A 13,397-nucleotide genomic window follows, 5' to 3' on the forward strand; every position below is an offset into this window, starting at 1 on the left:
CCTAGCCGAAAATAAGCGGTTTGCTTATTTCGGAAGGTGCCCTGCGGTTTTGTTTTGTATAAAGCTGGTCAGTTTTGAAAAAACTAGAATAAAAAAGAATTTCGGAAATTGCGAGTTGACAAAAATGGAGCTTATTTTAATTATTAACATTTCGGTGATTTTATTGATTGCTTTTTTTGTTCTAAACAAAAAGGTAAGCACACTAGAAAATATATTCCTATTACTCATTTCTGAGTTTGTCTTTTCGAGTTATTGCGCGATCATAGATATCAATTTTGACTTATGGATGATCGACAGTAGGATGAATTTCTTTATTAACTTTAAGATTTTTGAAATTATTATCTTACCATTACTTATTATTTCATATTTTAATCTGATAACTCTATTCACCTTGTGGTGGAAAAAGTTCATATTCTTACTAGTTGCGATAGCTGTATTTTACAGCTTAGAATGGTTACTTGTTAAGTGGAGTGTGATTACCTATAAGGATTGGCACCCTGTACAATCCCTTATGGCATATGCAATAATTTTGGGTTTAGTATATATATCATACGTAGTTTTCAGAAGAGTATTGATGAAAGATGGGGTGATGGATCGATGATTTTACCTGAACATTTTGATCACAATGAATTATTCGTGCTAACAGCATTGATAATTTCCTATCTTTTATTGTTTTTTCTACCAAATCGATTCCCAATAAGTATGAGCCTACTTATTATGTTATTTACCGCTACAGTTGCAAGATTATCAGATCATTTGTTTTCAGGTCCAAATTTAGATCTATACAACATCATGGATATGGGTACTTATGAACTATTTGATCTTTTTACATACCTACTATACGCTCCATTCGGTTATTTTTTAATTTATGGGTATGATAAATGGAAAATTAAAGGTAGTTTGATTCTTTTCTATATTATCGCTTGGGCTCTTTTAGCAACTATATTTGAAGGAGTTAGTTCATTATTTGGTGTTTTTGTTTATAAAGGTTGGAATTTATCCTATTCATTTACTTATTATATGACAATGAATTCTTTCATGCTGTTGTTTTATAATTTTATCAAACGAAAATATGAGCAGAGTGATACGTTAATTTTTAACAATAATCATAGTTGATAGTAAAAGATTTATAATTAGTAAAAATGTTTACAGAAATTCTGAGAACCCTAATAATCGACAGGTCTCGATGGAAACTTTTGTCTTTGGATTTTTTTACGGGAATAGAAATGATAGCTGCATTTGGTTTAGGATATAGGTATTTATTACTTTATTCCGACTAAAATACTGTGTATAATAGGAATTAACGAAGGAGGAGTTTTTATCCAATGAGTATTCCTAAACCGCTTGTTCAGACTAATCAAGTGTTTATTGTCAGTTTTGTTATTCTGGCTCTTTTATTTCACAAGGCCATCCTTTTGATTCCATTTATTACTGGAGTATATACACTGATTATACGTAACAATCCTATTATTTTATTTAGTAAACGGTTTTTATCTAAACCGGCAAACCAATATATTCAAGAAGATAAGGAACAACAAATGTTTAATCAGTGGATCGCTACTGTTTGTTTGGGCTTAGCAATGATTGCCTTCTATTTTAATTTTATTTTAGTAGGATATCTATTTAGTGTGATGGTTGCGGTTGCTGCTGGAATGGCGTTAATGGGTTATTGTATTGGTTGTACAATTCGTTATCGTTATATGATGTGGAAACATAATAGAGCGAAATTACAATCTTAAATTTAAATTAATTATCTTTTTTAATAACAGAATTTCACACAATAAAGAGCAGATCTCTGGTTTCTGCCAGAAGAGCTGCTCTTTATTAGGACAACGATTTATATTTTTTTGGCAACGCATCCATATCGAAACCAACAACATTTTTAGCCCCTGCGTTAAGTAGCATTTTTGTAATAGCAGTTCCTGCTGCTCCAATTCCGCAGACGACAATTTTACAGTTTTCAATATTTTTTTAGTAATTTTCAGTGCATTAAGGATACCTGCTAGTACTACAATCGCAGTGCCATGTTGATCATCATGAAAGACAGGAATATCCAATTCCTCTTTTAATCTCTCCTCAATTTCGAAACATTGAGGTGATGCAATATCTTCTAAATTAATCCCGCCGAAGTGATCGCCAAATAACGATGAGTAGTTTCTATCCGATATAGTTATTGATGTTAAATAAGCTAGGTTGTCGTATAAGAGTCATTGTAAGTACTCCATCACCCCTTCTGTCTATTTGGTCAACTACTATTATTTGGGGAGAGCCTTCATATTTGATGTCTCAAAACTGGTTCGTTACACCACATGAGCTAGGGTTTGTGAAAAAATCCTGAAAACTCAGTTAAAATGTTAGCGGCTACACTATGTCATACATTAATCATTTACCCCAATCTCTATTGACTCTTTTCTATAATAAAGTGTACTTTATTATAGAGGTGATAAAAATTAACAGAGTACTAAAGTATGAGACGATTTATGAAGCGATAAAAGAGCAAATTATTGATGATAAATATCCTTTAGATCAACCATTACCAACACAAATTGAGATGGCAAAAAAGTTTGACACAAGCGAAATAACGTCTAGAAGGGCTCTAGTTGAATTAGCAAACGATGGTATCATTACTAGAATTAGAGGGAAAGGTTCATTTGTAAATCCTTTATTTATAAAACAACTTAAAAGCGAACAAAACAAAATTACAAAAGCCTATTATGTACACACTGATGTTCCTTTTCAATTATTATCACATCGTTTTTATGTTGACTTATTAGAAGGGATTCATCATGCTTGCAAAATGAAAAATATTAAGTTTGAAATGTGGAACTATCACCGTAAAGGTGAGCCACCTAATGAAAAAGGAGTCGGACTAATCATATTGAATGATGGTAAAGCTGTCGGCATTAGCTTAGAGGTCCTAGATAAGTGGAAAAAGGAAGAGCGCCCAATTATCACATCTCATTTTTATTACCCCCATTTAGATATACCGTATGTTGTAGTTAATAATGTAAATAGTGGGTATCTTGCTGCGCAACATTTGATATCCCAAAAGCACAAGAATTTAGGTATTATTCTTACAGGGAATTCGTTGCTTGATATGAATCAAGAATTTATGTTTAGATTAGAAGGATATAAATTAGCTTTATCTCATCATCAAATCCCTTTTTATTCTGAGAATGTAGTGATTGTTAGTGGAGAGCAAGAATCAGAACAAATGGGCTTTGAAGGAATGAAACGTCTGCTCGCTTTAAAAAAAGCTCCTACTGCAGTTGTAGCTACTAGTGATTTAAAAGCGTTTGGTGCTATTGAAGCTATAAACGATGCAGGATTAAGGGTTCCAGAAGATATAAGTGTAATAGGTATAGATGATATCCAATTAAGTAAGTATTTTTCACCTGCTCTTACGACTATCAATCAAAATTCTTATAAATTAGGTGAAAGATCAGTTGAATTATTAGAAGAATACGCTACTACAAATAATAGTAACCGCAAAGAATTATTGAAAGATGAAATTTATCCTAAATTGGTATTAAGAGATAGCACAACTATGTTTTCTGATTATATAGATATTTAATAAAAAAACAGAGACATTAAAAAATAAACAGTTCCGTTCAGGAGCACAAAAAAAGAAGAACGAATTCGCAAAAGAATTCGTTCTTCTTTTTTTGTTGTTAAATCAATGTTTATGAGGCGAAAGACTCCAGAATAGCAATGAAATCAGTATATAGTTACTACATTGCTGACAATGGCTATCGTCAGTCTGATACATGCTGTGCTAATTCGCCTGCTAAATGCCATAAAATTTAATATTTTCAGTTTTGTACTTCACATCGGAACCATTTAATTAATAAATTCTCTGGGTTTTATTAGAAATTAAAGTGTAAGTGCATATTATAATTGAAATTTTTAAATGTAAAACTACTTAAAAACTTGTTGAAAACAGCATGTGAAAATTAGTATAAAAAAACCTAAAAACTCTTTACAAAAGAAAAAGAATACTTTATCATCAAAACATATACTTTAAGATGTGGAGGATGTAAAAATGAATTGGAACGCAAAATGGATTTGGAAAGATTTTTTAGAAAGAAATGATAACGTTTACATGGAATTTCGAAAAACATTTATTTTGGATACCCCTGAAGAAGATGCCATCGTACAGGTTTCTGCTAATCATGAATACATATTATGGGTCAATGGCCATCAAATTGGTCGTGGGCCTTCTCCATCAGATAATGATTGGCAATATTTTGATGAATACAATATCCATGAGGTTCTCTTGGCAGATCAAGAAAATATTATTACAGCTTTAGTATATAATTTTGGTAGTGAAGACATTGTTACACAGCAATATCAGGGACCAGGTGGTTTTGTTTTACAATTAAATACAGGTAATTATGAATTGGTGACAGACCAAACTTGGAAATGTCGTCAATCTAAAAGATGGATGCAAGATGTTAGTAGACAACATAAATGGAATGGATATAAAGAAGTTTATCTAGCTAACCAAGAAGATGATTGGCTTTTATTAGATTATGATGATTATAATTGGGCGCAAGCTCATGAGGTTGCTGCAACAGATTCGAAAGACTCACCTTGGAAAAATTTAATTAAAAGAGAAATACCATTTCTTCATCATGAGTATATATATCCTAAAAACATTGTAGATATTTCTGAAAATTATGGCATGGTAACGACTAAGAGTTCATTTTTAAAATGTGTGATATTTGATGCTTCTAAGCCAGGAGCCTTGCCGTCTCTAACCTATGATTTTGCTAGAGAAATGGTTGGTTATGTAGAGATGGAGGTGGATTCACCTAAGGGTGGTGTGTTGCAGATATATTATGGTGAGTCTTTAGATGTAGTAGTTTACGATACTTTTATACTTAAAGAAGGAAAAAATCATATTAAACCATTTGGAAGACGTGCATTCCGATATATGAAAGTGGTGGTACAAGCTACGCCGGAGCCTATCATAATAAATAATGTCGCTACTGATTTTGTGCATTATCCTTTTGGTAAACGAGGGCAGTTCTTATCAAATGATCCACTACTGAATGAAATATGGGATGTGAGTGTATATACTACGAAAGTAAATAGTCAAGATCATATTGAAGATACTCCATTAAGAGAAAGAGCATTATGGGTTGTTGATGCTGTCATAATGGCAAGAGTTATTTATCAAGTTTTTGGAGATGAAACTTTACTCAAAAAATGTTTTAGACAAATTGCTCGTATTCAGAATGAGGATGGGTCTATACCTGGAACAGGGCCGGAGCGAAATGATATGTTATTGCCTGACTTTTGCGCCCACTGGATTTATGGTGTTTGGGATTATTATCAATTTACTGGAGAGGAATCATTTCTGGCCGAATTATGGCCAACGATTACTAGACTGATGGAATGGTTTGAGGCACATGAAACGGAAAAAGGTCTCTTTACCATCAATAAGGAAAGCGGAATCTGGTGTTTTATTGATTGGGCGGATTACATTGATAGAAGAGATCAAGTGAGTGCTATTTCAATGTTTTATTACAAAGCACTAAAAATAGTTAGCGTCATGGCGAAAATACTTGGTCACCAAAATCATTCGCAAAAATGGAATGCTAAAGCTGATCGGCTGAAAACAAGTATAAGGACATATCTATGGAACCAAAAAAAGAACGCTTACGTGGATTGTTTAGTAGGTGAAGACCAATCCTATTCGATTACTTATCAGACTAATTTCACTGCAATTTGGACAGGGATTATGACTAATGATGAGGCAGAAGGATTTGTTGAAGAATATTTCGTGAAAGATAAGTTACCTCATTTAAAAGGGCCATTTTTTTACCATATTTTACTTGAAAGCTTATTTTCTCTGAATTATCATTCATTGGCAATGTCTGAAATAAAAACTTATTGGGGGAGTATGATAGAGCGAGGAGCCACCACTTGGTGGGAAGCGTTTGATCTTGATAAACCAACATGTACAATTCCTCATGAATTTCAAGGTCATACACCAACATATTTAGTTGATTACGTGCCTGTTAGCCAGTGCCATGGTTGGGGATCTAGTCCAGGGTATTTATTGAATCAACATATTTTAGGGGTAGACATTTCTAAAATAGGTTTAAATAAAGTTATATTGAATCCGTTTGTTAAAGAATTAAATAATGTTAAAGGAATAATACCTACAAAGTATGGGGATATCACAGTTTCATGGTTTAAACGAAGTGAAACTTGTTATGAATATCATTGTACCATTCCGGAAGAGTTAGAATGGGAAGGGGTATTTAATGATGAAATTTCCGTTTTTATTAATGGAGAATTACACGAAAAGTCAATTAAAGGAGGTGAAACTAATAACGTTTTCAACTTTGGAAAGGAAATAGGTCTAAATTTATAAAGGGGTGGAATTAAAAATGAAACAAAAATTGTTATTTTTAGTAGTTTTATTCTTAGCTTTTATTCTAGTTGCTTGTCAAGATAAAGAAACACAAGAGGAGACTGACAAAGAATCAGAAAATATAGAGCAAGAAATTGTTAGTAAAGATGAACGATTAGAAGGTACTATTCGAGTATCGACTGCTAATGAAGGTAGTCAATCTGCTTGGGAAGCAGTGGCAGAAGGTTACATGGAAATTAATGAAGGTGTAGAAGTTATAATTGACAATAAACCATTAGATGGTTATCAAGAATGGATGACAGCACAGTTCGCAACCAGTGATACTCCAGATGTAGATATTGTCACAGCCAATATGCTCCAAAATTTAATTCAAGATAAAAAATTTGTGGATTATATTCCTTACTTTGAACAAGAAAATCCATATACAGAAAAAAAATGGAAAGAAAGTTTTAATCTCGATACTATGCAATTGAATTTAGATGCATATAAGGCTCGTGAAAAAGGCTTATACGAATTAAATTTTGAATCTACTCAAATTATGTGGGTCTATAATGAAGATATTTTTGCAGAGGCTGGGTACAATGAACCTCCACAAACATTTGAGGAAATGATGGTAATGTTTAAAGATATTGAAGAATTAGGGTACACACCATTTTCAATTGGTGGTAATGCGAATTCATTGTGGTCAGGCCAAGCAGGATGGGCGATTCGGATTTATGCTGATCAATACTTTAGAGATTCTGTGAAAGTAGTTGGTTCACAAGAAGAAGATTTCTCTTACTTTGAACCGATTGATGGTAAATGGGAATACAATCTAGAAGATCCATACAATGACAATTCTTCTTCAGTTACAATGAATGAATTAAGAATGTGGAAGGCAATCAATGAAAAGTCAGAGCCATATCACTTAGAAGGTGATAGATGGACTGATTTTTATGAAAATGTAAAACAATTATTTGGGTATGCAGCTGATGGTTATACAGGTATGACAGATCAGGAGGCATATGAAGAATTTATTAATGGAAATGCAGCAGCCACTCTTGGTCATCCTGGACTTTACTGGCAGATTCCTAATGATTTTGGTGGGGATGAGGGTAGTGAAAGTTTAGAAGAATTTGAATTTGGATTTTATAATTTTCCGAGTATTGAAAATGAGAATACTTTAGCTGATGCAAGAACAATTCATCTACCAATAGGTTTTTATGGGGTAGTTGCAAAAGATCCAGAGCAAAATGCGTTAAATATTGATTTTATGCAATATTGGACTAGCAATGAAGGATACAGTGAATATTTGGAAGTGATATCAGAAAGTGACAATATGGCGATTACTGGACCACCAGCATTAAATGACATTAATTTACCAGGTGATATGGAAGAAGTCTTTAGTCAATTTGAATCTGTAGGGAATATGGAAAACTTATTGAATGCGAGTAACGTTTTGGCAAGAGGTTTGCATAATTATCAACCAAATATTCAAGATTGGGTCAACTTAACACAACAATATTTTAATGACAGTTTAACTTCTGAAGAATACTTAAGTCAACTTCAATCAAATATTGATCGTGACATTGTCAATGCTATGGAAGAAGAAGGAATTATTTTGGAGGATTTAGAACATCCAGAGCGAAATACGCCAGAGCGACAATAATTAAATACAAATAGTGATTTATAGGTAAAACGAAGGCAAATGCTATCACCTGTATAGCTATTTGCCGCGTTTTACACTATACATAAAAGATCTCCTTATAAAAAGAAAGGCGTGATGCAATTGAAGCATTCATTTACTTGGGGATACTGCTTAGCTTTATTGTTTTTTTTATTACCTTTCAGTGTATCGGCTAATATTAATAGCACTTATACAGTAGAGAATACAAGCAGTATTACAGCAATGGATGTAAGTCCAGATAATAGCCGATATGCAGTGGGGACATATGATTCAACTGTGTTTGTTTATGACAATAATAATCAGCTTATTTATAGATTTGAATCGAAAAATGTTATAAATGATTTAACTATTTTAAAAGACAATTCAATCATAATTGCCTCTGATGATCGCAATTTATACTCTTACGATAGTAGAGGGAACGAGCAGTTTATAAAATCTTTTCCTATTTCTCCCAAAAGTGTTTCTTCCTCTATTTCGGGGGATATTATAGCGACGTATTTGGCCAGTAGTAATGAAGTTATTTTAATCAATCAAAATGGAGAAGAAATAGATACTATTAATACTGGTTTCTATATTGAAGATCTTAGTGTTAGTAAAAACGGTAAGTGGATAGTAACGGCTGGTGCTGATCAAGTTATAAGAGTGTACAATTCCTCCAGTGAACTTCAACGTGAAATTCCTGTGACTGGAGTTATAAATGACATTAAAGTTGACGATGAAGGTCGTGTGGTAGTAGGTACAGAAAATAGCAAGGTCGTGGGTTTTGACGAAAGAGGAAATACTTTATTTAATTATTCAGCTAAATGGAAAATTACGAATATCGATCTATCAACAGATAGTAATTATATTGCAGCCTCAGATTTAGAAGGAAATTTTTATATAATAGATAAACAAGGTAATCTATTATGGAGTATGCAAGGTGAATCCATTGCAAGATCTGTTGCATTTTCAGGGGAATCATTATTTACTGGAATGGAAAATGGAAAAGTTCAAGTTTTAAATGTAGCAAATATAATTAAAGATGCTGAAAGAGAAGAGCTCGTGGAAACCATTTGGAAAGTGGTAGTGCTGATTTTGGCTATCGGAATGTTATTTGCTATTGGTTGGTTATTAGTTCGATATAAGAAAAAACTGTTACGTGATATTTGGCGAGCACGTTATATTTATCTGGTTTTGTTACCAAGTGTTGTATTAATAGGGGTATTTCTATATTACCCTGCCATTACGGGATTAGTTTATTCCTTTTATGAATGGAACCCAGGAAGTCAATCGCATTTTATAGGCTTAGAAAACTATAAACGCATGTTTCAAGATCAATATGTAATTGAAGGATTGAAGAATTTGTTAATACTGATGGTGACAGGTATTATCAAATTCATGCTCCCGCCTCTGCTTGTCGCTGAATTGCTGTTTTGGCTAAGAAACAATGCTGCAACCTATTGGTTTAGAACTGTGTTTGTGTCTTCGATGGTTCTACCAGCAGTAGCCAATATTTTAATATGGCAAAACATCTACAGTGGAGAAAGTGGATTATTAAATGAATTTTTAGCTATAATTGGACTTGGTAATTATGCACAAGCATGGTTAGCAAATCCAGATACTGCTTTATGGGCAATTATATTTATCGGATTCCCATTCATTAGTATTCTTCATTTACTTGTTTATTATGCAGGATTAATATCTATTTCAAGTGAATTAAAAGACGCTGCAATGATCGATGGTGCAAGCAAATTTAGAATTATTAGGTCGATTCACCTTCCACTCTTAAAGGGTCAATTTAAATTGCTTATCGTAATGACTATTATTATGTTAATTCAGGATTTTAATGCAATGTTAATTATTACCGGTGGTGGCCCAGGGACATCCACCTATGTTCCGGCATTACAAATGTATTACGCCGCAACCAAATTCTCTGAAATGGGTTATGCTTCTGCTATCGGAGTAATGTTATTTTTTATGATATTTGTCATTACAGTGATTAATTTAAAATTCGTAAAATCTCAAGAAGATTAGGAGTGAATTAAAAATGGAAGTAGTAAGTGAACAATTTGTTAAAACAAAAAAAAAGAGATTTAAAAAGGGTTTTTCACAATTAATACTGTATGTGATTATAGGTTTGATTGCGTTTTTAACTCTAGTTCCAATTATTTTTATGATATTTATTTCATTCAAAAGTAATGCCCAAATTTATGGGAGTTTTTGGGCGTTACCAGAACCTTTTGTGTTTAAAAATTATCAATTAGCATTTGTTGGAATATGGCGTTATGTGTTGAATACTGTCATATATACATTTGCAGCCTGTTTTAGTATTATTATTCTAGCTTCAGTAGGTGGTTATGTTTTTGCGAAAAAACAGTTTCCAGGTAAGGAAATTATTTTTATGTTATTTCTTGCCATGATGATGGTTCCTGGTCTACTTACTTTAATACCTTCTTATGTATTGCATGATCAACTAGGTTTAACGAACACACCTTGGGCGATAATTATTCAACATACAGCAGGAGGTCAGATTTTTGGCATCTTTCTTTGTCGAAGTTTTATGAATAGTTTGCCCACAAGTTTGTTTGAATCAGCAAGAATAGATGGAGCTTCCGAGATGACGGTCTTTTTTAAAATTGTTGTTCCTCTGTCAACGCCAATTTTAGCAACGGTTGTAGTTATGCAATCCATCGGAATCTATAATGATTATGTTTGGCCTTTGTTAGTAATTCGAGACAGTGCTTTCCAAGTAATTTCAGTTGGTTTAACAGTATTTGCCAACCAATTTGGATCCAATGGAACAGGGATTGAGTATGCAGGATATACTCTATCTGCTATTCCGCTCTTATTAACATTCGTGTTTGGAATGAAGTACTATATACAAGGTATGACTCAGGGTGCCATTAAGATGTAGATTAATTATTTTTATTATCAAGTCTTCCAAACACATTATGTGAAAAATACATGACTGTATAAATAGTGCTGCTAAATCCAGCAAAGATAAATAACATAGGCACAAAATATATTACTATCCATATTCCCGCTATAATAATTAGGATGAGAATAGAGGTAAAAGGGTTCCCAATTGCGAGTAAAAATGAATTCTTTATTACTGAACTCATCTTTAAATTATAGTTTACTAGCAAAGGAAATACGTAAAAAGTAGTTAAAATGGCTAAAAATAATAGCGGAAGATATAAGAAAGATACAAGGTTTAAAAAAGAACTCTCAAATGTTTGAAAAAAGTAAAAATCAAGGTAAAAGAAGGCAATTAAAAGTATCATAAAATACCCCAGTAAATTACTTTTTAACAGATACATCTTAAAGTACTTGAAAAATTCTTTGAATATTGGAGGTTCTTTCTTATATATTATCCAATTCCTTATAATTGCGTGTGCAGAAGCTAAAGAAGGAAAAAAACCAATTACAATTAATCCTACTAAACTAAATAAAAGTATTAACAGATTCAAAGTTATAAATTTAAAAAGAAAATTGCTGATTTGATAGATTGTTAAGCTGATGTTTTTCATGTAATAACTCCTTTGTAGCTTTATATATGCATTATAAAGTATTGATAAGTATAAATAAAGTTGAAAGTAGAAGTAAGTATACTTAACGGAAGGTGATTAATATGAAAGAGACTATTTTAAAACATACAAATATTTCAGAAGAAAAAGACACTAGAAGTAAATTGGTTTTAATGCCTAAAAAAATAATATGGCAAACAGGTTATGTAAATCACTCGGAAATATTATTTAAAGATAAAATTATGCAACCTACTCTAGAAGAAAATCAATGTATGGTACTGAAAAATAAAAATAATGTACAAGCAGCTTTGCTTTTAGATTTTGGTATTGAAATACAAGGTGGTATTCAAATTACTGCGATTAGTTGTGGGCATTCTCCATCGGTATTAGTTAGAGTGAGATTTGGAGAATCAGCTATGGAGGCTATGGATGATATGGAAGATGGATCAAATGCAACCAATGATCATTCTATTCGAGATATGGTGACCCCTATATCTGCTCTCAACAAGTTAGATGTTGGTCAAACGGGATTTCGATTTGTTCGAATCGATTTATTAGGAGAAAATACTGAGCTTGCAATCAGTACTTTAAAAGCTAAGTTGGTTTATCAAGATTTAGATTATCTTGGAAGTTTTGAATCAAATGATGATCGTTTAAATGAAATTTGGAAGACCGGAGCTTATACAGTTCATTTAAATATGCAAGAGTATATTTGGGATGGAATCAAACGTGATCGGCTAGTGTGGATTGGGGATATGCATCCAGAGATTTCTACTATTAAATCAGTTTTTGGTTATCATCCATCGGTTCCGAAAAGTCTAGACCTAATTCGGGATAATACTCCGCTGCCAAAATTTATGAATAATTATCCGAGTTATTCAATGTGGTGGGTGATTATTCAATATGATTGGTATTTTTATACAGGAAATTTTAACTATCTTCAGCAGCAAAAAAGCTATCTAATTGAATTGCTTGATTTACTTTCTACATACGTAAATGACAATGGAACTAATAACTTACCTCATCCTTTTATTGATTGGCCCACTTCATCAAATGAGGAAGCTGTTAGAGCTGGTGTACATAGTCTTTTATTAATGACCTTCCAAAGAGGGCAGGAATTAGTAGAAATATTAACTGATACCCAACAGGCACAAAGATATGATGAAGTAATTCAAAGGTTGACATCTTTCTTACCAGATTCGAACGGTAGTAAACAGGCTGGAGCATTAACTGTTTTGGCAGATTTAGTAGACCCTTATATTTTAAATCAAAATTTATTATCTAATGATCTAAATGGTTTATCAACCTTTTTAGGATATTATGTATTACTTGCCAAAACGAAGGCTAATGATATTGATGGAACATTAGATATTATAAGAAAATACTGGGGGGCTATGCTAGACCTTGGAGCTACTACATTTTGGGAGCACTTTGATATTGAATGGGCAAAAAATGCTATTAGAATTGATGAATTTCCGGAAAATGGAAAAATCGATGTTCATGGATCATATGGTGACTATTGCTATAAAGGATATCGTCATAGTTTGTGCCATGGTTGGGCTTCTGGTCCAACAGCGTGGTTGTCAGAAGTTGTACTAGGAATTCGGATTCTTGAGCCAGGATGTAGAAAAATCGAGATTAGACCACAAATTGGTGATCTAAAATGGGTGGAAGGGACCTTTCCGACACCTAGTGGAGTTGTCAAAGTTAAACACATTAAAGAACAAGATGGCGGAATCCGGACAGAGGTGGATGCGCCGGAAGAAATACAGGTGATTCGCTCAAAATGATTTTCTATACAAGCTAGAAGTCTTACTAAAAACGGGGTGAGGAACCAATT

Annotated in this window: 10 protein-coding genes and 1 pseudogene; 9 read left to right on the forward strand and 2 right to left on the reverse strand. The window is 32.9% G+C overall.

All coding sequences use genetic code 11. The annotated features are described in order from the left end of the window. The first annotated feature begins 124 nt into the window (after positions 1-124). The 3 genes from LD272_RS16885 to LD272_RS16895 all read left to right on the forward strand — a co-directional run bounded on the left by LD272_RS16885 (position 125) and on the right by LD272_RS16895 (position 1,739). Positions 125-601, forward strand: coding sequence for a hypothetical protein (locus LD272_RS16885; protein WP_226037776.1), 477 nt, complete (start codon positions 125-127; stop codon positions 599-601). After that, a complete protein-coding gene (locus LD272_RS16890; RefSeq protein WP_226037777.1) occupies positions 598-1,116 on the forward strand; it encodes a hypothetical protein in 519 nt (172 codons plus the stop codon). Before LD272_RS16885 ends, LD272_RS16890 begins: the two co-directional genes overlap by 4 nt. 209 nt (positions 1,117-1,325) lie before the next feature. Next, complete coding sequence (locus LD272_RS16895) at positions 1,326-1,739, forward strand: DUF4395 domain-containing protein (RefSeq protein WP_226037778.1); 414 nt, start codon at positions 1,326-1,328, stop codon at positions 1,737-1,739. Positions 1,740-1,863: 124 nt separating this feature from the next. On the opposite strand, the pseudogene LD272_RS16900 reads toward LD272_RS16895, so the two are convergent. After that, positions 1,864-2,129: pseudogene (locus LD272_RS16900) on the reverse strand (malic enzyme-like NAD(P)-binding protein); the annotation flags it as partial. 239 nt (positions 2,130-2,368) lie between these two features. On the opposite strand from LD272_RS16900, the gene LD272_RS16905 reads away from it, so the two are divergent. The 5 genes from LD272_RS16905 to LD272_RS16925 all read left to right on the forward strand — a co-directional run bounded on the left by LD272_RS16905 (position 2,369) and on the right by LD272_RS16925 (position 10,944). Continuing rightward, entirely contained in the window at positions 2,369-3,574 is a 1,206-nt protein-coding gene (locus LD272_RS16905) for a substrate-binding domain-containing protein (protein WP_226037779.1), read from the forward strand. A gap of 468 nt (positions 3,575-4,042) precedes the next feature. Further along, positions 4,043-6,385 carry an alpha-L-rhamnosidase-related protein gene (locus LD272_RS16910; protein WP_226037780.1) on the forward strand — a complete coding sequence of 781 codons (2,343 nt, stop codon included), beginning with the start codon at positions 4,043-4,045 and terminating at the stop codon, positions 6,383-6,385. 16 nt (positions 6,386-6,401) lie between these two features. After that, positions 6,402-8,033 carry an ABC transporter substrate-binding protein gene (locus LD272_RS16915; RefSeq protein WP_226037781.1) on the forward strand — a complete coding sequence of 544 codons (1,632 nt, stop codon included), beginning with the start codon at positions 6,402-6,404 and terminating at the stop codon, positions 8,031-8,033. 120 nt (positions 8,034-8,153) lie between these two features. After that, complete coding sequence (locus LD272_RS16920; RefSeq protein ID WP_226037782.1) at positions 8,154-10,064, forward strand: ABC transporter permease subunit; 1,911 nt, start codon at positions 8,154-8,156, stop codon at positions 10,062-10,064. A 13-nt stretch (positions 10,065-10,077) separates the two neighbouring features. After that, positions 10,078-10,944: a carbohydrate ABC transporter permease gene (locus tag LD272_RS16925; protein WP_226037783.1), complete on the forward strand. Its 867-nt coding sequence runs from the start codon at positions 10,078-10,080 to the stop codon at positions 10,942-10,944. 1 nt (position 10,945) lies between these two features. Here LD272_RS16925 and LD272_RS16930 read toward each other — a convergent pair whose 3' ends face one another. After that, positions 10,946-11,560: a YesL family protein gene (locus LD272_RS16930; RefSeq protein WP_226037784.1), complete on the reverse strand. Its 615-nt coding sequence runs from the start codon at positions 11,558-11,560 to the stop codon at positions 10,946-10,948. Between the two features lie 101 nt (positions 11,561-11,661). Here LD272_RS16930 and LD272_RS16935 point away from each other — a divergent pair, with 101 nt between their 5' ends. After that, the gene (locus LD272_RS16935) at positions 11,662-13,347 is read left to right on the forward strand and encodes an alpha-L-rhamnosidase-related protein (protein ID WP_226037785.1); all 1,686 of its coding nucleotides are present in this window, start codon (positions 11,662-11,664) and stop codon (positions 13,345-13,347) included. Positions 13,348-13,397 lie beyond the last annotated feature (50 nt).

The sequence above is a fragment of the Aquibacillus saliphilus genome (assembly GCF_020404745.1).
GTDB classification, from domain to species: Bacteria; Bacillota; Bacilli; order Bacillales; family Amphibacillaceae; genus Aquibacillus; species Aquibacillus saliphilus.

Coding starts and splice junctions, on each gene's coding strand:
- LD272_RS16885 (WP_226037776.1), top strand. CDS start 125: ATGGAGCTTATTTTAATTATTAACATTTCGGTGATTTTATTGATTGCT.
- LD272_RS16890 (WP_226037777.1), top strand. CDS start 598: ATGATTTTACCTGAACATTTTGATCACAATGAATTATTCGTGCTAACA.
- LD272_RS16895 (WP_226037778.1), top strand. CDS start 1,326: ATGAGTATTCCTAAACCGCTTGTTCAGACTAATCAAGTGTTTATTGTC.
- LD272_RS16905 (WP_226037779.1), top strand. CDS start 2,369: ATGTCATACATTAATCATTTACCCCAATCTCTATTGACTCTTTTCTAT.
- LD272_RS16910 (WP_226037780.1), top strand. CDS start 4,043: ATGAATTGGAACGCAAAATGGATTTGGAAAGATTTTTTAGAAAGAAAT.
- LD272_RS16915 (WP_226037781.1), top strand. CDS start 6,402: ATGAAACAAAAATTGTTATTTTTAGTAGTTTTATTCTTAGCTTTTATT.
- LD272_RS16925 (WP_226037783.1), top strand. CDS start 10,078: ATGGAAGTAGTAAGTGAACAATTTGTTAAAACAAAAAAAAAGAGATTT.
- LD272_RS16930 (WP_226037784.1), bottom strand. CDS start 11,560: ATGAAAAACATCAGCTTAACAATCTATCAAATCAGCAATTTTCTTTTT.
- LD272_RS16935 (WP_226037785.1), top strand. CDS start 11,662: ATGAAAGAGACTATTTTAAAACATACAAATATTTCAGAAGAAAAAGAC.